Origin of the sequence: Streptomyces lavendofoliae (assembly GCF_014649735.1) — a bacterium.
Classification (GTDB): domain Bacteria; phylum Actinomycetota; class Actinomycetes; order Streptomycetales; family Streptomycetaceae; genus Streptomyces; species Streptomyces lavendofoliae.
Genome location: NZ_BMTP01000006.1, coordinates 314158 through 332249 on the forward strand (window position 1 = coordinate 314158; position 18092 = coordinate 332249).

Here is an 18092-nt window from a genome sequence, read left to right on the forward strand (position 1 = left end):
CCCGACGGCACGCCCCACGCCGCACGCGGCGCCACCGGGCCGAGCGGGAGCCGGCCCTCGGACACCCTGAAGGACGCGGTGTCACCGCCCGTGACGACACGCCCAGGAATGCTCCGCGATCAACGGGGCACCCGCCGGTACGGAGCGGGCTGCCGGGTACAGCCGGAACCAGCGGCGGGCAGGTTCCCGCTCTCCCTGTCTTGGAGGAGTTGTGGTGATTGATTCACGTGGGGTCGAGGAGGACGCTGAGGTCCCCGATGCGCTGGGGGGTGCCGTATGTGCGGGCTGAGCGGTGAGATCCGTTTCGACGACCGGCGGCCGGACGTGGCCGCCGTGGAACGCATGACGGACCGGCTGGCGGCCCGCGGACCCGACGGCCGGGGCATCTGGTCGCAGGGGCCCGTGGCACTGGGGCACCGCCGACTGAAGATCATCGATCTCTCGGAGCGCGGCGCGCAGCCGATGACGGACACCGAGGCCCGGCTCACCGGGGTGTTCAACGGGTGCATATACAACTACCAGGAAGTGCGCGACGAGCTGTGCGCCCTGGGGCACCGGTTCTTCTCCACCTCGGACACCGAGGTGATCCTGAAGGCCTACAGACAGTGGGGCACCGACTGCGTCGACCACTTCATGGGCATGTTCGCGTTCGTCATCGTCGAGAACGACACCGGCCGGGTGGTACTGGCAAGGGACCGACTGGGCATCAAGCCCCTCTACCTGAGCCAGACACCCGGCCGGCTGCGGTTCGCCTCCACCCTGCCCGCCCTGCTCGCCGGCGGCGGGGTCGACACCTCGCTCGACCCGGTCGCGCTGCATCAGTACCTCAGCTGGCACGCCACCGTGGCGGCACCGCGCACGGTGCTCGCCGGGGTCCGCAAGCTGCCGCCCGCGACGGTGCGGGTGGTGGAGCGGGACGGCTCGTACACCGACCGCTGCTACTGGCAGCCGTCGTACACCCGCCGTCCCGAGTTCGCGGGGATGGACGCCCGTGACTGGCGGGACGCGGTGCTGGACGCGCTGCGCACGGCGGTGCGGCGGCGGATGGTCGCCGACGTGCCGGTCGGCGTCCTGCTCTCCGGCGGGCTCGACTCGTCGCTGATCGTGGGTCTGCTGGCGGAGGAGGGCCAGAAGGACCTGGCGACGTTCAGCGTCGGATTCGAGGCGGAGGGCGGCGAGGAGGGTGACGAGTTCACGTACTCCGATCTGATCGCCCGCCGGTACGAGACCGACCACCACCAGCTGATGGTGCCCTCCGACCGCGTGTCGACGGCCCTCGACGGGGCGATCGCGGCGATGAGCGAGCCGATGATCAGCCATGACGTGGTCGCCTTCCACCTGCTGTCCGAGCTGGTCTCCAAGGAGGTCAGCGTCGTCCAGAGCGGTCAGGGCGCCGACGAGGTGTTCGCGGGCTACCGCTGGTACCCGGACCTGGCCGCCGTGGAGCGGGAGCGCGAGCCCGAGCGGTACTCCGAGGTGTACTTCGACCGGCCGCACTCCGACATGGCCCGCATCCTCCAGCCCCATCTGCTCACCGACCACGACGCCTCCGGCCGGTTCGTCCGCGAGCACATGGCCGCACCCGGCGCCGAGACCGCCCTGGACGCGGCGCTGCGGCTGGACACCCACGTGATGCTGGTGGACGACCCGGTCAAGCGGGTCGACAACATGACCATGGACTGGGGCCTGGAGGCCCGTACGCCGTTCCTCGACCACGAGCTGGTGGAGCTGGCCGCGGCCTGCCCGCCGGAGCTGAAGCTGGCGCAGGGCGGCAAGGGCGTGCTGAAGGACGCCGGTCGGGCACTGCTGCCGCGCGAGGTCGTCGACCGGCCGAAGGGGTACTTCCCGGTGCCGGCCATCCGCCACATGGCGGGGCCCGTCCTCGAACGGGTGCGGCAGGCGCTGAACGCCCCGGAGGCGAAGGCGCGCGGCCTCTTCCGCGAGGAGTACCTCGCCGAGCTGCTCGCCGCCCCGGACGACCACCGTACGAAGCGCGGGGCGAACGCCCTGTGGCACGTAGCGTTGCTGGAGATATGGCTGCAGACGCACAGGATCAGCTGACCGGGGCGTCGTCGGCGGCACCTCTCCTGGTGCCGCTCGCCGACGCGGCCGGCGCCCGGGACACCCCCCAGCCGCTCGTGGCGCACGGCTGCTGGTACCCGTCGGCCGACCCCACCGGTGAACGCGTGGCGTTCATCTGCGACCGCACGGGGGTGCCCCAGCTCTGGACCGGACCGGTGCACGGGTCGGTCGACGGGCCTGACCTCCACCTGCTCGACGCCGACCCGGACCCGGTCACCGAAGTGGCGTGGTCGCCCGACGGGCGGTGGATCGCCTACACGGTCGCGCCCGGCGGCGGCGAGCTCACCCGGGTGCTGTGCGTGCGCCCGGACGGGACCGGCCGCCGGATCGTGGCGGGCGCGGACGCCGGCAGCTCGGCCTACCTGGGCTGCTGGACCCGTGACGGCTCGGCCGTGGCGGTCACCGTCGCCGAACCGCCGCCCGCGCTCGGCCGGCTCGTCCGCGAGGACGCCGCCGCGCCGGAGCGGGAGGCGTTCGGGGAGCTGCCGCGGGAGCTGCCGCCCGACTGGGCCGACCGGGACGGGCAGGCCACCCTGCTGGGCGGCGCGCACCGGGGCGAGGTGGGCCCGCGGCCCGGCGGGGCGTCGCCCGACGGCGCCGCGCGGGACCGGCTCGGCGCCTACCTGGTCGACCCCGACGGGCTGGCCTCGCCCGTGCTGGTGGCCGCCGAGAGCGGCGCCGCGACGCTCCGGGTGTGCGACGTGAGCCCGGACGGCCGGCTGGCGCTGGTACGCCGCGGGCCGCGCGGACGGCGGGAGGCCGTGGTGCTGCGCACCGCCGACCTCGGAACCGGGTCGGTCCTCCGGGTGGCCGACGGTGACCCGTGGATCGGCCGGTTCTCGCCGGACGGCCGCACGGTGTGGCTGCGCAGCGACCACGAGCGCGAGTTCGCGGCGCTGCTGGCCGCCGGGCTGGACGACGAGGGCAGGCGGACCGGCCTGTCGGTGCTGGCCGAGCGGGACGGCAGCGACCTGGAGCTGCTGGCGTTCGCCGAGGACGGGCACACCGCCGCGCTGGCCTGGAACGTGCGGGGCGCCAGCGAGTTCCAGACCCTCGGTCTCCCGGCGGCGGTACCCGTCTCCGTCGGCGGCGGCGACGCCGCCGGGGCGGCGGCGCCGTCCGGCGAGCCGGCCGGCCCGCCGGACGGAGGGAACGGGACGGCGAGGTGGAGCGGCGCGTCCGCGCCCTGGGGCGGCGGGAACGGGACCGGCCCGTTCGGCCGCGCGACCGCCTCGTGGAGCGAGGCGGCGGGGGCGGCTCCGTGGGGCGGTGCCACCGGGACCGCGCCGCCGCAGGACGTGGACCTGCCGCACGAGGTGGTCACCCGCATCGGCCGGGCCGGGCCGGGCGGGCTGGTGCTGGCCCTGTCGGGCTCGCAGCGGCGCCCCGGCGTGTGGTGGCTGCCCCGCGGCGCGGCGCCCGCGCGCACCCCGTGGTCGTCGCGGGACGAGGACGCCGTGCCCCCGGGCCGACCGGCCGTGCGTCCGGCGCCGCTGCGGCCCCGGGCGCGGGACGGACTGGTGCTGGGCGGCTGGTACTACCGGGCCCCGGGCCGCGCCGAGGGGCGTCCGGCACCCTGTGTGATCCACCTGCACGGCGGCCCCGAGGAGCAGGAGCGGCCGGTGTTCGAGCCGCTGTACCACGAGCTGACCGGGCGCGGCCTGGACGTGTTCGCCCCCGATGTGCGCGGCTCCTCCGGCTACGGGCGGTCCTTCGTGGACGCCGACCTCGGCACCGGGCGGTACGCCGCGATCGCGGACGTCGCGGACTGCGCGGCGCATGTGGTCCTGTCCGGGCGCGCCGACCCGACGCGGCTCGCGGTGATGGGCCGCTCGTACGGCGGTTACCTCACCCTCGCCTCGCTGGTGTGGCACCCGGACCTGTTCCGCACGGGCGTCGCGGTGTGCGGCATGTCCGACTTCGGGACCTTCTTCGCGGGCACGGAGCCGTGGATCGCCGAGTCGGCGGCCCACAAGTACGGCCATCCGGAGCGGGACCGGGAGCTGCTGCGCGCGCTGTCCCCGATGAGCCGCGTCGACGAACTGCGCGTCCCGCTGCTGGCGGTGCACGGCGAGCACGACACGAACGTGCCCCCGGGCGAGTCGGAACAGATCGTCCGAGCCGCCCGGGAGCGGGGGCACGCGGCGGAGCTGCTGATGCTGCGGGACGAGGGCCACGAGTTCCGCCGGGCGGACAACCGGCGGCTGTTCCGGCGCGCCGCCGCCGACTGGCTGGAACGCCATCTGACCGGCTGAGCGGCCGGGCCGGGGCGGGCTGGAGCGCCTCCACGGCCCGGTCGGCGACCCCGTGCGGTGACCGTCTCGTCGGCTTAAAGTGACCGGAAACGGGCAATCCGGCGCCCGCTCCGGAACCCGACCGAGACCGAGGAGGCGCGGACGCATGATCCCCTCGATCGCCTCGTACGCCGTGGTCGTCCCCACCATCGGACGCCCCTGCCTCGCCGACTGCCTCACCGCCCTCGCCTCCTGCGAGGGGCCCGAGCCGAGCCGGATCCTGGTGGTGGACGACCGCCCAGGGCCGCCCGGCGACCCGCTGCCGCTCGACGCGCTCGGGCCGCTCGCGGACCGGGCCGTGGTACTGCGCAGCGGCGGACGGGGCCCGGCCGCGGCCCGCAACACCGGGATGCGCGCGGTCGACGAGCCGTGGACGGTGCTCCTCGACGACGACGTACGGGTCGGCCCGCACTGGCGCGAGCAGCTCGTCCGCGACCTGGCGGAGGCGTCCCCCGACACCGGTGGCGTGCAGGGGGTCGTCCGGGTGCCGCTGCCCGCCGACCGGCGCCCCACCGACTGGGAACGCAACACGGCGGGCCTCCAGGGTGCCCTCTGGGTCACCGCCGACATGGCGTACCGCACCGAGGTGCTCGCGTCGGTCGGCGGCTTCGACGAGCGGTTCCCGCGGGCGTTTCGCGAGGACGCCGACCTGGCGCTGCGGGTCGTCGACGCGGGGTGGCGGATCGTCCGGGGCGAGCGGCGCACCGACCATCCGGTGCGCCCCGCCGACCCCTGGGTGTCGGTCCGGGTCCAGCGGGGCAACGCCGACGACGCGCTGATGAGGCGGCTGCACGGCCCCGACTGGTGGGAGCGGGCCGCCGCCCCGCGCGGCCGGATCCGGCGGCACGCGGCGGTCACCGCGGCGGGCGTCGGGGGGCTGCTCCTGGCCGCCGCGGGCCGCCGCCGGGCGGCGGTGCTCGCGGCGGCGGCGTGGGCGCTGGGGACCGCCGAGTTCACCCGGGCGCGGATCGCGCCCGGCCCCCGGACGCCGAACGAGATCGTGACGATGGCCGCGACGAGCGCGGTGATCCCCGCCGTCGCCGTCTGGCACCGGCTCTCCGGGGAAGTGCGCCACCGGTCGGCCGGGGCCTGGGACGGCGTCCTGTGACGCGCCCGGCGGCGGTGCTGTTCGACCGGGACGACACCCTCGTCGAGGACGTCCCCTACAACGGCGACCCGGACCGGGTCCGGCCCATGCCCGGCGCCGCCGGGGCGGTGCGCCTGCTGCGGGAGCGCGGGATCCGCACGGCGGTGGTGTCCAACCAGTCGGGCATCGGGCGCGGACTGCTGACCGAGGCGCAGGTGCGGGCGGTCAACGCGCGGGTGGACGCGCTGCTGGGGCCGTTCGACGTGTGGGCGTACTGCCCGCACGCCCCCGGTGACGGCTGCGGCTGCCGCAAGCCCGCGCCGGGCCTGGTGACGGAGGCGGCCCGGCTGCTGGGCGTACGGCCCGAGGACTGCGTCCTGATCGGCGACATCGGCGCGGACATGGGCGCGGCGCTGGCCGCCGGGGCGCGCGGTGTGCTGGTCCCCACCGCACGGACCCTGCCGGAGGAGGTGACGGCCGCGCCGGTGGTCTGCGCGGACCTGCTCGGCGCGGTGCGGCACGTGCTCCTCGACGAGCCCCGCGCGGCGGCCGGCGGTCGGGCGGGCCACTCCGTCACGGCGGGCGACCGGGCGGCGGGGTCCGGGAGGCGGGGATGAGGGCCGTGGTCGTACGCCTCGACAGCTTCGGGGACGTCCTGCTCGCCGGGCCGGCCGTACGGGCGGTCGCCGGCCGGGCGGACCGGGTGACCCTGCTGTGCGGGCCGCGCGGCGCTCCGGCCGGGCGGCTGCTGCCGGGCGTGGACGAGGTCATGGTGTGGGACGCCCCCTGGGTGGGGTTCAGCCCGCCGCCCGTGGAGCGCGCCGGCATCGACCGGCTGGTCGACCGGGTCGCCGCCGTCGGCGCGGACGCCGCGCTGGTCCTCACCTCGTTCCACCAGAGCCCGCTCCCCGCCGCGCTGCTGCTGCGCATGGCGGGGATCGGGCACATCGCCGCCGACAGCGTCGACGCCCCCGGCTCGCTCCTGGACGTCCGCCACCACAGGGCGCCGGACGCCCATGAGGCGCGGGCCGCCCTGGACCTCGCCGAGGCTGCCGGGTTCCCCCTCCCGCCGGGCGACGACGGGCGGCTGCGCGTGCGGCACGCGCCGGGCGCGCCGGATCTGACCGGGCCGGGGCCGTACGTGGTGGTCCACCCGGGCGCGAGCGTGGCGGCCCGGCGGTGGAGCCCCGAGCGGTGCGTCCAGGCGGTACGGCTGCTGGCCGGCGCGGGACACCGGGTCGTCGTCACGGGCGGGCCCGACGAGCGGGAGCTGACCGCGCTGGTCGCGGGCCGGGACGGGCTGGACCTGGGCGGCCGGACGGAGCCGTCGGACCTGGCCGCGGTGCTCGCGGCGGCCGGTGCGGTGGTGGTCGGCAACACCGGCCCGGCGCACCTCGCGGCGGCCGTCGGCACCCCGATCGTGTCGTTGTTCTCGCCGGTCGTCCCCGCCGGGCGCTGGGGGCCGTACGGCGTCCCGCACGTGCTGCTGGGCGACCAGCGGGCGCCGTGCGCGGACACCAGGGCCCGGCAGTGCCCGGTGCCGGGGCACCCCTGCCTGGACGAGGTGACGGCCGAGGACGTGGTGGCGGCGGTGGAGAAGCTGCTGGAGGGCGGCGCGTGAGGCCGCGGGTGCTCGTGCTGCGGGCGCTCGGGCTGGGCGACCTGCTGGCGGGGATCCCCGCGCTGCGGGCCCTTCGTCGCGCGTTCCCGGCGTACGAGATCGTCCTCGCCGCGCCGGAGCAGCTGGCGGCGCCGGCGGCGGCGTCCGGGGCGGTCGACCGGCTGCTGCCGGCCTCGGCGCCCGGCCGGGCCGTACCGGCGCGGCTGGACTGGCCGGGGCCGTCGCCGGACGTGGCGGTCGACCTGCACGGCAACGGGCCGCCGAGTCACCGGCTCCTGCAACGGCTGCGGCCCGGCCGGCTGCTGGCGTTCGCGCACCCGGGCACGCCGGAGATCGCGGGGCCCGCGTGGACGGCCGACGAGCACGAGCGGGTCCGCTGGTGCCGGCTCCTGGAGTGGTATGGCATCCCGGCCGACCCCGGCGACGTGCGGCTCCCGGCGCCGGGTGTCCCGTCCGCGGCGCCGGGCGCGGTCGTGGTGCACCCGGGCGCCGACTCAGGGGCGCGGCGCTGGCCCGCGGAGCGGTACGCGGCGGTGGTGCGGGGACTGCGGCGGCGGGGCCACCGGGTGGTGCTGACCGGCGGGCCGGGCGAGGACGCCCTGCTCGACCGGGTGCTGGCCGTGGCCAGGCGCCCGGACGGGGACGCCTCGGGACCGCCCGGGGCGGCGGACGACGACGGGGGCCTGCGCGCCTTCCGGGGCGGCCTGCCCTTCGACCGGCTGGGCGCCCTGCTCGCCCAGGCCACCGCAGTGGTCAGCGGCGACACCGGGATCGCCCACCTGGCCGTGGCGTACGGGACGCCGTCGGTGACCCTCTTCGGTCCGGTTTCACCCCGATTGTGGGGGCCTCCGCCGGGTACGCGGCACGTGGCGCTGTGGCACCCGGGTCCTCCCGGTGACCCGCACGGGCAGGAGCCGGACCCCCAGCTGCTGCGCATCGGGCCGGAGGACGTCCTCAAGGCCCTGCTCGACCATCCGGAGGTGCCGCGGCCGTGACCAGCCCCGAGACCGGCGACGGTCGTACCAGCGTCGTCGTGATCACCCACAACCGGTGCGGGCAGCTGCTGGACACGCTGGGCCGCCTCGCGGCGCTGCCCGAGCGCCCGCCGGTGATCGTCGTCGACAACGCCTCGGCGGACGGCACGCCCGACGCGGTCGCCGCGCGCCACCCCTGCGTGACGGTGCTGCCCGCGGGACGCAACCTCGGAGCGGCGGGCCGCACCCTCGGCGTACGGAACGCCCGGACGCCGTACGTGGCGTTCAGCGACGACGACTCGTGGTGGGAGCCGGGAGCCCTGGCCCGCGCGGCGGACCTGCTGGACCGCCACCCTCGGCTGGGGCTGCTCGCCGCCCGCGTACGGGTCGGGCCGGACGGGGGGCCCGACCCGCTCGACGACCTGCTCGCCGCCTCCCCGCTCGACCCCGCCCCCGACCTGCCGGGGCCGCCGGTGCTGGGCTTCCTCGCCTGCGCCGCCGTCGCCCGGCGGGAGGCGTACCTCGAAGCGGGCGGGTACCACCCGGTCTTCTTCGTGGGCGGTGAGGAGACGCTGCTCGCGTACGACCTGACCGCCCGCGGCTGGGGGGTGTGCCACTCCCCCGGCGTCGTGGCCGTGCACAGCCCGCTCGGCGGGGTGCGGCCGGGCCGGGCCGCCGTCCAGCTGCGCAACGCCGCGCTCACCGCGTGGCTGCGCCGCCCCCTGGCCGTGGCACTGCGGCACACCCGCGGGCTAGCCGAGCGGGCGCGCCGGGAACCCGAGGCCAGGGCGGCACTGTACGGGCTGCTGGGGCGGCTGCCCGTCGCGCTGCGGGACCGCCGCCCGCTGCCGGCGGCCGTGGAGGCGGCGGCCCGCCGCCTGGACGGCGACCGGACCGCCGGGGAAACGGAAGGAGCGGTGCTGTGACGGCTCCCCGTACGATCGCCGCGGCCCCCGCTGTCGCTGTCGCCGTCCGCGCGCTCGCGACCGGCGCCGGCGCCGTGACCCGCTTCATCGCCGTGACCCGCGCCGTCCCCGGCGACCCGACGAGCTGACCAGGCGAACGACCATGTCCGATTCATCCGATCGCGCAGAGGGTACCCGGAGCGACATGATCACCATTGGGGTCGAGGAAGAGTATCTGCTGCTCGATCCGGACACGTGCCTCCCGGTTCCGCTCGCGGACCAGGTGCGCGCGGCAGCCGGTCTGGAGCCGATCGTCGAGGACGCCGAGGTCCAGTCGGAGCTGCTGCAGGCCCAGGTGGAGGTCGCGACACCCGTGTGCACCGACCTGGAGGAGGCCGGCGGCCATCTGCTGCGGCTGCGCCACGCGCTCGGCACGGCGGCGGAGAAGAACGGCTGCCGGATCGCCGCCTGCGCCACCGCCCCGTACCGGGACCTGGCGCCGGTGCCGGTCACCCGGAAGGCCCGTTACCTCGCGATGCGGTCCCAGGCGCCGCAGCTGGTGGCCGAACAGCTCGTCAACGGCATGCACGTGCACGCCGCCGTGCCGGACCGCGAGATGGGCGTCGCCGTCCTGAGCCGTATCCGGGTGTGGCTGCCGGTGCTGGTCGCCATGTCGGCCAACTCGCCCCTGTGGGACGGCAAGGACACCGGCTTCGCCAGCTGGCGCACGGTGATCTTCGGGCGCTGGCCGGTCAGCGGCCCGCCGCCCTGCTTCACCTCGCTGGAGGACCACGAGAGCCGCGTGAGGACACTGCTGGACACCGGCATCATCACCGACACCGGCCAGCTGTACTGGCAGGCCCGGCTGTCCGACAAGTACCCGACCGTCGAGGTGCGCTGCGCGGACGTGCAGCTGCGGGCCGACACGGCGGTCATGTTCGCCGGGATCGTCCGCGGCCTGATCGCCACGGCCATACGGGAGGAGAAGGCGGGTCTGCCCCTGCCCCAGTGCCCGCCCGAGCTGCTCCAGGCGTCCAACTGGCACGCCGCCCGGCACGGCCTGAGCGGCCTGCTGGTCGACCCGGACGGCAGGGCGCGCCGGGCCGGTGACGTGCTGGTCATGCTGCTGGACCATGTGACCCCCGCGCTGGACGAGGCCGGCGACACCCGTGAGGTGACCTCGCTGATCCACCGGCTGCTCCAGCAGGGCACCCCCGCCGACCAGCAGCGCCGCGCCCTCGCGGAGGGCGGCCTGCCGGCCCTGGCGGAACTGATCATCAGCGAGACCGTCGCTCCCTGACCGGGCGCTCGCCCGCCGGCGTCCGGCCCGGGTGGGTCCGGCCCGGGTGGCTCCGGCCCGGGTGGCTCCGGCCCGGGGCCACCCGCCCCCCCCGGCGGCCGGCACCGCAGGCCGCCCGGTCCGGACACCGGCGCGTCGTACCCCTCGCACGGCTCCTCCCCCGCCGACCCCCCGCGCGTCCTCACCGCGCCTCCGGCCCGCCCGCTCCCCCGCCGGCACGCCTTCCGCGGCGGCCGGGGAGATCGCGGAGCGCCCGCCGGACGCACCGGCCCGCGGGCCCCTCACCTTGGGTGACCACTCCAACGGACCAGACCACCGCGCCCCCGGTGCCCGTTCGGCCCAGCCTGGTCGCAGGTGCAAGGGGCACTCGGCCGCCGTTCGCGTAGGCACCGCGTTCCGCGCCCGTCCGGAGGAGACCGCATGAACACCGCTTTCTCGCGCAGCTGGGAGCACGCCGTCGTCACCGGCGGCGCCGGCTTCGTCGGCTCGCACCTCTGCCACGCGCTGCTGGACTCGGGCGCCGCCGTGACCTGTGTGGACGACTTCAGCACCGGGCGGCCGGAGAACATATCCGGGCTGCTCGACCACCCCGGCTTCACCCTCGTCGAGGCGAACGTGTCCGAGCCGTTCTCCGTGGACCGCCCACCGGACCTGGTGCTCCACTTCGCCTCCCCCGCCTCCCCCGCCGACTACCTGCGTCTGCCGCTGCACACGCTGGAGACCGGCAGCCTCGGCACCCGCCACGCGCTGGCCCTCGCCCACAGCTCCGAGGCGCGTTTCCTGCTCGCCTCCACCTCCGAGGTGTACGGCGACCCCCAGCAGCACCCGCAGAACGAGCGGTACTGGGGCAACGTGAACCCCGTGGGGCCGCGCAGCGTGTACGACGAGGCCAAGCGGTTCGGCGAGGCGCTCACCACGGCCGAGGCCGAGGTGCACGGCACCGACGCCGGCATCGTCCGGCTGTTCAACACCTACGGTCCGCGGATGCGGGGCCACGACGGGCGGGCCGTCCCCACCTTCGTACGCCAGGCGCTGGCGGGCGAACCCCTCACCGTCACCGGTGACGGGCTCCAGACGCGGTCGCTGTGCTACATCGACGACACCGTGCGCGGCATCCTCGCCGCGGCGGCCCACGGGCTGCGCGGACCGGTGAACATCGGCAACCCGACCGAGATCACCATGCTGGAACTGGCCGAACTGGTCATCGAGTTGACCGGCTCCGGCTCGGAGATCCGCTTCATCGAGCGGCCGACGGACGACCCTGCCGTGCGCTGCCCCGACATCACGCTCGCCCGCGACAAGCTCGAATGGGAGCCGCGCGTCGACGCCGAGGAGGGACTGCGGCGCACCATCACCTGGTTCCGCGACCACGAGGACTCCCGTTCCTGACGTTTGGACGCCCCGCCCGGACACCCCGTCCGGCCGGTCCGAACCGCCGACGGCCCGACCCGCTGCCACCCCGACTCGCCGAAAGGCCTGGGACCCCATGCGCATTCTCGGAATCAACGCCCTCTTCCACGATCCCGCCGCCGCGCTGGTCATCGACGGCCGGACCGTCGCCGCCGCGGAGGAGGAGCGGTTCTCGCGCCGCAAGCACGGCAAGCGGCCACTGCCGTTCTCCGCCTGGGAACTGCCCGAGAAGGCCGCCGCCTGGTGCCTGAAGCGGGCCGGCCTGCGCCCCCAGGACCTGGACGCGGTGGCGTACTCCTTCGACCCCGGCCTCGCCCGGCCCGCCGACGAGATGGGCCTGGACGACCCGTGGGACCACCTGCGGCAGACGTACGCGCGTGAGGCGCCCCACTTCCTCAGGACGGCCCTGCCGGGCCTGGACCCGGACATCGTGCGCTTCGTACCGCACCACATGGCGCACGCCGCGTCCGGCGCGTTCGCCGCCGAGGACGCCGACACCTCATCGGTGCTGGTCCTCGACGGACGCGGCGAACGCGCCTCGCACCTGGCGGCCCGCCGGGTCCACGACCGGCTGGAGGCGCTCCACGCGCAGGACCTGCCGCACTCGCTGGGGCTGGTCTACGAGGAGCTCACCGACCACCTCGGCTTCCTGCGCTCCTCCGACGAGTTCAAGGTGATGGCGCTCGCGTCGCACGGCACACCGAGGATGCTGCCGGAGCTCCGGCGGTACGTGTACCCCACGGGTGACGGCGGGTTCCACGCCACCGGGGTGCCGTGGGCGGAGCTGTGCCCGCGCCGCCGCCCGGACGAGGCGTGGACCCAGGACCACGCCGACATCGCCGCCGGCGCGCAGGCCGTGCTGGAGGAGACGCTGCTGGACCTGGTGCGCTGGCTGCACGGCCGGACGCACGACCGGGTCCTCACCCTCGCCGGGGGCGTGGCCCTCAACTGCGTGGCCAACTCGCGGATCGCCCGCGAGGGGCCGTTCGACCGGGTGTGGGTCCAGCCCGCAGCCGGTGACGCCGGTACGGCGCTGGGCGGGGCGCTGCTGCTCGCGGCGGGCGGCGGGGACGACCCGGACCCGATGCCGGGTGCCGACCTGGGACGGGACTGGTCCGACGCGGAGCTCGGCGCCTGGCTGAAGACGGCCGCGGTGCCGTTCGACCGGCCGGCGGACATCGCGGAGACGGTGGCCGGGGCGCTGGCGGACAACGCGATCGTGGCCTGGTTCCAGGGGCGTTCGGAGTTCGGCCCGCGGGCGCTCGGGCACCGCTCGCTGCTCGCGCACCCGGGGCACGCGGGCAACCTGGAGCGGCTCAACGACGTCAAGGGCCGTGAGCAGTTCCGGCCGGTGGCGCCGATGGTGCTGGCCGACCGGGCGTCGGAGATCTTCGACGGGGTGATCCCGAGCCCCTACATGCTGTTCGTGCACGACGTGGCGCCCGAGTGGCGGGACCGCATCCCGGCCGTGGTGCACGTCGACGGCACGGCCCGGATCCAGACGGTGGACCGGCGCACCGAGCCGCTGGTGGCGCGGATGCTGACCGAGTTCGAGCGGCGCACCGGGCTGCCGGTGGTGGTCAACACCAGCCTCAACACGGCCGGCCGGCCCATGGTGGACGACCCGCGCGACGCCCTGGAGTGCTTCGGCTCGTCGCCCGTGGACCTGCTGGCCATCGGCCCGTACGCGGTCCGGCGCGGGGACTTCTTCCGCTCCGACGACACCGACGACGCCGCGCGGTGACGGGAGGAGACGGGCGATGAACATCCTGCTGTGGCATGTGCACGGTTCGTGGACGACGGCGTTCGTCCAGGGGCCCCACACCTACCTGGTGCCCGTCACCCCCGGCCGCGGGCCGGACGGGCTCGGCCGGGCGCGCACCTTCACCTGGCCGGACTCCGTACGGGAGGTGACACCCGGGCGGTTGCGGGACACGCCGGTCGACCTGGTCGTCCTCCAGCGCCCGCACGAGTGGGACCTGGCCGAACGCTGGCTGGGCGGGCGGCGTCCGGGCCGTGACGTGCCGGCGGTGTACCTGGAGCACAACGCCCCCGACGGCGACGTGCCCGACACCCGGCACCCGTGCGCCGACCGGGACGATGTGACGCTGGTCCACGTCACGCACTTCAACCGCCTGTTCTGGGACAACGGTTCGACCCGGACCGAGGTGATCGAGCACGGCATCGTCGACCCGGGACACCTCTACACCGGCCGCCTGGCGCGGGCGGCCGTCGTGGTCAACGAGCCGGTGCGCAGGGGCCGGTACACCGGTACCGACCTGCTGCCCGCGCTGTCCGAGGCGGCGCCGCTGGACGTGTTCGGCATGCGCACCGAGGGCCTGGCCGGTCACCTGGGCGTACCCGAGGAGCGGTGCCGCAGCACCGACCTGCCGCAGAGCGGGCTGCACGCGGCGATGGCGGAACGCCGGCTGTACCTGCACCCCATCCGCTGGACGTCGCTGGGCCTGTCCCTGCTGGAGGCCATGCACCTGGGCATGCCGGTCGTGGCGCTGGCCACGACGGAGGCGATCGAAGCGGTCCCGCCGGGCGCCGGGACGCTGTCGACGCGGCCGGAGGTGCTGGCCCGGGCCGCCCGGCGCTATCTCGACGAGCCGGAGGCGGCGGCCGAGGACGGCGCGCGGGCCCGCCAGGCGGCCCTCGAACGGTACGGGCTCAAACGCTTCCTGGACGACTGGGAGCGCGTGATGACGGAGGTGCGCTCATGACATCCCTCGATCCCCTGGAGCCGGTGGACACCGGCCCGGACCGGCGCCACCACGGCCGGCACCCCGCCGACGCCGGCGCGCTCGACGAGACCGGCTCGCTCGACGGCATCGACGCCGAGGCCGAGGTCGTCGAGGCGCTGGACGCCGGCGTCTTCGGCGGCGCGGAGGGCGGGCCGGGCCGCGGCGGGATGTCCCTCGCGCTGGTGTCCGAGCACGCGAGCCCGCTCGCCGTGCTCGGCGGCGTCGACGCGGGCGGCCAGAACGTCCACGTCGCCCGCCTCGCGAGCGCCCTCGCGGACCGCGGCCACCGCGTCACCGTGTACACCCGGCGCGACGCCCGGGACCTGCCCGACCGGGTGATGCTGCGCCCCGGCGTCGAGGTGCGCCATGTTCCGGCCGGGCCGCCGGAGCCCATACCCAAGGACGAACTCCTCCCCCACATGGCGGACTTCGGCCTGTGGATGGCCCGCGAGTGGCGGGACCGGCCGCCCGACCTGGTGCACTCGCACTTCTGGATGTCCGGCGTGGCCTCCCTGCGGGCCACCCGGGAGGCGCGCCTGCCGTTCCTGCACACGTACCACGCGCTGGGCACGGTGAAGCGGCGCCACCAGAAGCAGGCCGACACCAGCCCGCCCGAGCGCGTCGCCCTCGAACGGGAGGTCGGCCTCGGCTGCGACCGGGTGATCGCCACCTGCCACGACGAGGTGTACGAACTGGGCCGGATGCGCGTACCCGCCGCCAAGGTGGGCGTCGTGCCGTGCGGCGTGGACACCGAGGTGTTCCACCCGAGCGGCCCGGCCGCCGACCGGGACGGCGGCCACCGGTACCGGCTGCTCCAGCTCGGCCGGCTGGTCCCCCGCAAGGGCGCGGCCGTGTCCGTCACGGCACTGACCCGGCTGCCCGACACGGAGCTGCTGGTCGTCGGCGGCCCGCCCGCGGACCGGCTCCACGACGACCCGGAGGTACGCCGGCTGCGGGAGATCGCCCGGCTCGCCGGCGTCGCGGACCGCGTCCGGTTCACCGGGGGCGTGGCGCCCGAGGACGTGGCTCCGCTGCTGCGGAGCGCGGACGTGGTGCTGTGCCCGGCGGACTACGAGCCGTTCGGCATCGTGCCGCTGGAGGCCATGGCGTGCGGGCGGCCGGTGGTCGCCAGCGCGGTCGGCGGGCAGCTCGACACCGTCGCCGACCCGGAGACCGGGCGGCTGGTGCCGCCCCGGGACCCCGACGCGCTGGCCCGCGCGGTGGGGGAACTGCTCGCCGACCCGGCCCTGCGGGCGGCGTGCGGCGCGGCCGGCCGGCGCAGGGTGCTGAGCCGGTACGGCTGGGCGCGGATCGCCGCGGCCACCGAGAAGGAGTACGCCGCGGTGCTCGCCGCCCGGCCCGCCGTGACGGGCGTGGCCTGACCCGGTCCACCGGTACGACGAAGTCCGAAGGAGGTGTGGGCCGCGCCGCCGTTCCGCAGGAACGCGGTACGCCCGAACGCCATGACCGATCCCCTCGCTCCCCCCACCCTCGAAGCGGCGCACGAGCACTGCCGGGCGCTGCAGGACGCGCTCGACCGGCTCCGGCGCCACCATCTGGACCGGATCGCGGAATGGGGCGGCCACCTCGCGGCCGTCCTCCCCGTCGGCGGCCGTCTGCTGGCCGCCGGCAACGGTGGCAGCGCCGCGCAGGCCCAGCACCTGACCGCCGAGCTGGTCGGCCGCTACCAGCGGGAACGGCCCGCCTTCTCGGCCATCTCCCTGCACGCCGAGACGTCCAGTGTGACGGCCATCGGCAACGACTACGGGTTCGACCAGGTGTACGCCCGGCAGGTGGCCGCCCACGGCCGCCCCGGCGACGTCCTGGTGCTGCTGTCCACGTCGGGCACCAGCGCCAACCTGATCGCGGCGGCGGTCACCGCGCGGCAGGCCGGGCTCAGGGTGTGGGCGCTGACCGGTCCGCGGCCCAACCCCCTGGCCGAGGCGGCCGACGAGGCGTTGTGCGTCGACGCCGGCTCGACCGCGACCGTCCAGGAGACCCATCTCGTGGCCGTGCACCTGCTGTGCGAGTCCTTCGACGCGGCGGTCGCCGCCGGGACGGCCCGGCCGGGCGTGGCGGGACGGCCCACTCGAGCGGCGGGCGCGGCGGCGCCGGTCGCGGTCCGGCGGAGGATGTCATGAGCGAGTACAAACCCCTGGTGGTCGTGGGCGACGTCCTGCTGGACGAGGACATCGAGGGCGTGTCCACCCGGCTGGCGCCGGACGCCCCCGCCCCGGTGGTCGACGTCACCGGGGACCAGCGCCGCCCCGGCGGTGCCGGGCTGGCCGCCGCGCTCGCCACCCGTGGCGGGCGGGACGTGGTGCTGGTGACCGCGCTGGGCGACGACCCGGCCAGCGAGGCGGTGCGGCGTTCGCTGCGCGGCCGGGTCCGGGTGGTGGAACTGCCCCTGAACGGCACCCTGCCGGTGAAGACCCGGGTGCTGGCGTCCGGTCGGCCGCTGGTGCGGATCGACCGTGGCGGCGGCGACCCGGGCGAGCCCGACGCGGCGGTGCGCGACACGCTGCGGCAGGCCCACGCCGTGCTCGTCGCCGACTACGGGCGGCACACCGCGAGCGCGGTGCGGGAGCACCTGGCGGCGGTCGCGCCCAAGGTGCCGGTGGTGTGGGACCCGCACCTCAAGGGCGACGCGCCGGTGCCCGGCTCACGGATCGTCACGCCGAACGCCGCCGAGGCGATGGCGCTGTGCCGCGGTGACGGGGACTCGCTGCGCGCCTTCGCGGAACGGGGCGCCGACCTGGCGGAACGCTGGCGGGTGGCGACCGTGGCCGTGACGCTCGGCGAGCGGGGGGTCCTGCTGACCCGGCCGGGCGCCGCGACCCCGATGCTCGTTCCCGCGCCGTACCGGGCGGAGGGCGACGCGTGCGGTGCCGGTGACTGCTTCGCCGCCGCGACGGCCGCCGCGCTGGCGGACGGCGCCCTGCCAGAGGAGGCCGTGCAGCGGGCGGTGGCCGAGGCCGCCGCTTTCGTCGCGGCGGGCGGCGCGGGCAACCCGTCGCTGTGGCGTACGCCGCCGTCGGCCCCGCGCCGGGAGGTGCGAGACGCCGACCCGTTCCTGCTGGCGGAGCAGGTGCGGGCGCGCGGCGGGACGGTGGTCGCGACGGGCGGTTGCTTCGACCTGCTGCACGCGGGTCACGTCGGGCTGCTGGAGAGCGCCCGCCGGATCGGCGACTGCCTCATCGTGTGCGTGAACTCCGACGAGTCGGTCGAGCGTCTGAAGGGCCCCGGCCGGCCGCTGAACCCGCTCCCCGACCGGGTGCGGGTGCTCGCCGGCCTCGGCAGCGTCGACGCGGTCGCCGTCTTCGACGGGGACACGCCCGCGGAGCTGCTGAGCCGGCTGCGGCCGGACGTGTGGGTGAAGGGCGGCGACTACTCGGCGGAGGACCTGCCGGAGGCGGAGGTCCTGCGCGGGTGGGGCGGCCAGGCGGTGGTGCTGCCGTACCTCGACGGCCGCTCCACCACGCTGCTGGCCCGCCGCGCGGCCGAAGCGGCGACCCCGATCCGCCCCCCGGGCCGCTAGGGACGTGTTCCGGCTCGGGCCCCCGGGTCCGGCTCCGGGGTCGCCACCGGCGGCTTCACCCGGCCCCGGGGCCGGGCGCCCTCCGGGAAGTCGTCCGGGGGTGTCCGGCGGGGGCGGGGCGGCGGCCGCACCGG

At 76.4% G+C, this 18092-nt stretch carries 15 protein-coding genes; all 15 read left to right on the forward strand.

What is annotated here, in order from left to right:
• Nucleotides 1-276: 276 nt before the first annotated feature.
• The 15 genes from IE109_RS14285 to rfaE2 all read left to right on the forward strand — a co-directional run bounded on the left by IE109_RS14285 (nucleotide 277) and on the right by rfaE2 (nucleotide 17958).
• The gene (locus IE109_RS14285) at nucleotides 277-2061 is read left to right on the forward strand and encodes an N-acetylglutaminylglutamine amidotransferase (RefSeq protein WP_189551209.1); all 1785 of its coding nucleotides are present in this window, start codon (nucleotides 277-279) and stop codon (nucleotides 2059-2061) included.
• On the forward strand, nucleotides 2034-4337 hold the full coding sequence (locus IE109_RS14290; RefSeq protein ID WP_189551210.1) for a prolyl oligopeptidase family serine peptidase: 2304 nt from the start codon (nucleotides 2034-2036) through the stop codon (nucleotides 4335-4337). Before IE109_RS14285 ends, IE109_RS14290 begins: the two co-directional genes overlap by 28 nt.
• 145 nt (nucleotides 4338-4482) lie before the next feature.
• A complete protein-coding gene (locus IE109_RS14295) occupies nucleotides 4483-5484 on the forward strand; it encodes a glycosyltransferase family 2 protein (protein ID WP_189551211.1) in 1002 nt (333 codons plus the stop codon).
• Nucleotides 5481-6080 (forward strand): D-glycero-alpha-D-manno-heptose-1,7-bisphosphate 7-phosphatase, encoded by a 600-nt coding sequence (locus IE109_RS14300; protein ID WP_189551212.1) that lies wholly within the window; start codon nucleotides 5481-5483, stop codon nucleotides 6078-6080. The genes IE109_RS14295 and IE109_RS14300 overlap by 4 nt, the downstream gene beginning before the upstream one ends.
• A complete protein-coding gene (locus tag IE109_RS14305) occupies nucleotides 6077-7084 on the forward strand; it encodes a glycosyltransferase family 9 protein (protein WP_189551213.1) in 1008 nt (335 codons plus the stop codon). The genes IE109_RS14300 and IE109_RS14305 overlap by 4 nt, the downstream gene beginning before the upstream one ends.
• The gene (locus IE109_RS14310) at nucleotides 7081-8079 is read left to right on the forward strand and encodes a glycosyltransferase family 9 protein (RefSeq protein ID WP_189551214.1); all 999 of its coding nucleotides are present in this window, start codon (nucleotides 7081-7083) and stop codon (nucleotides 8077-8079) included. The genes IE109_RS14305 and IE109_RS14310 overlap by 4 nt, the downstream gene beginning before the upstream one ends.
• Nucleotides 8076-8984 (forward strand): glycosyltransferase, encoded by a 909-nt coding sequence (locus IE109_RS14315; RefSeq protein ID WP_189551215.1) that lies wholly within the window; start codon nucleotides 8076-8078, stop codon nucleotides 8982-8984. The genes IE109_RS14310 and IE109_RS14315 overlap by 4 nt, the downstream gene beginning before the upstream one ends.
• Nucleotides 8981-9112 (forward strand): hypothetical protein, encoded by a 132-nt coding sequence (locus IE109_RS33720; RefSeq protein ID WP_268251475.1) that lies wholly within the window; start codon nucleotides 8981-8983, stop codon nucleotides 9110-9112. Before IE109_RS14315 ends, IE109_RS33720 begins: the two co-directional genes overlap by 4 nt.
• A gap of 56 nt (nucleotides 9113-9168) precedes the next feature.
• Nucleotides 9169-10263, forward strand: coding sequence for a carboxylate-amine ligase (locus IE109_RS14320; RefSeq protein ID WP_189551216.1), 1095 nt, complete (start codon nucleotides 9169-9171; stop codon nucleotides 10261-10263).
• 420 nt (nucleotides 10264-10683) lie between these two features.
• On the forward strand, nucleotides 10684-11652 hold the full coding sequence (locus tag IE109_RS14325) for a UDP-glucuronic acid decarboxylase family protein (RefSeq protein ID WP_189551217.1): 969 nt from the start codon (nucleotides 10684-10686) through the stop codon (nucleotides 11650-11652).
• 97 nt (nucleotides 11653-11749) lie between these two features.
• Complete coding sequence (locus tag IE109_RS14330; RefSeq protein ID WP_189551218.1) at nucleotides 11750-13417, forward strand: carbamoyltransferase family protein; 1668 nt, start codon at nucleotides 11750-11752, stop codon at nucleotides 13415-13417.
• 16 nt (nucleotides 13418-13433) lie between these two features.
• Nucleotides 13434-14399 carry a glycosyltransferase gene (locus IE109_RS14335; protein WP_189551219.1) on the forward strand — a complete coding sequence of 322 codons (966 nt, stop codon included), beginning with the start codon at nucleotides 13434-13436 and terminating at the stop codon, nucleotides 14397-14399.
• Nucleotides 14400-14587: 188 nt separating this feature from the next.
• On the forward strand, nucleotides 14588-15802 hold the full coding sequence (locus IE109_RS14340; protein ID WP_189551314.1) for a glycosyltransferase: 1215 nt from the start codon (nucleotides 14588-14590) through the stop codon (nucleotides 15800-15802).
• An 81-nt stretch (nucleotides 15803-15883) separates the two neighbouring features.
• Nucleotides 15884-16561, forward strand: a complete 678-nt coding sequence (locus IE109_RS14345) for a D-sedoheptulose-7-phosphate isomerase (protein WP_189551220.1) — start codon at nucleotides 15884-15886, stop codon at nucleotides 16559-16561.
• Nucleotides 16558-17958, forward strand: a complete 1401-nt coding sequence (rfaE2, locus tag IE109_RS14350; protein ID WP_189551221.1) for a D-glycero-beta-D-manno-heptose 1-phosphate adenylyltransferase — start codon at nucleotides 16558-16560, stop codon at nucleotides 17956-17958. The genes IE109_RS14345 and rfaE2 overlap by 4 nt, the downstream gene beginning before the upstream one ends.
• The last annotated feature ends 134 nt before the right edge of the window (nucleotides 17959-18092 follow it).

What these genes read in the sequence shown, in the direction of transcription:
- IE109_RS14285 (WP_189551209.1), top strand. Translation starts at nt 277, where the DNA reads ATGTGCGGGCTGAGCGGTGAGATCCGTTTCGACGACCGGCGGCCGGAC.
- IE109_RS14295 (WP_189551211.1), top strand. Translation starts at nt 4,483, where the DNA reads ATGATCCCCTCGATCGCCTCGTACGCCGTGGTCGTCCCCACCATCGGA.
- IE109_RS14305 (WP_189551213.1), top strand. Translation starts at nt 6,077, where the DNA reads ATGAGGGCCGTGGTCGTACGCCTCGACAGCTTCGGGGACGTCCTGCTC.
- IE109_RS14320 (WP_189551216.1), top strand. Translation starts at nt 9,169, where the DNA reads ATGATCACCATTGGGGTCGAGGAAGAGTATCTGCTGCTCGATCCGGAC.
- rfaE2 (WP_189551221.1), top strand. Translation starts at nt 16,558, where the DNA reads ATGAGCGAGTACAAACCCCTGGTGGTCGTGGGCGACGTCCTGCTGGAC.
- IE109_RS14340 (WP_189551314.1), top strand. Translation starts at nt 14,588, where the DNA reads ATGTCCCTCGCGCTGGTGTCCGAGCACGCGAGCCCGCTCGCCGTGCTC.
- IE109_RS14290 (WP_189551210.1), top strand. Translation starts at nt 2,034, where the DNA reads ATGGCTGCAGACGCACAGGATCAGCTGACCGGGGCGTCGTCGGCGGCA.
- IE109_RS14330 (WP_189551218.1), top strand. Translation starts at nt 11,750, where the DNA reads ATGCGCATTCTCGGAATCAACGCCCTCTTCCACGATCCCGCCGCCGCG.
- IE109_RS14335 (WP_189551219.1), top strand. Translation starts at nt 13,434, where the DNA reads ATGAACATCCTGCTGTGGCATGTGCACGGTTCGTGGACGACGGCGTTC.
- IE109_RS14345 (WP_189551220.1), top strand. Translation starts at nt 15,884, where the DNA reads ATGACCGATCCCCTCGCTCCCCCCACCCTCGAAGCGGCGCACGAGCAC.
- IE109_RS14325 (WP_189551217.1), top strand. Translation starts at nt 10,684, where the DNA reads ATGAACACCGCTTTCTCGCGCAGCTGGGAGCACGCCGTCGTCACCGGC.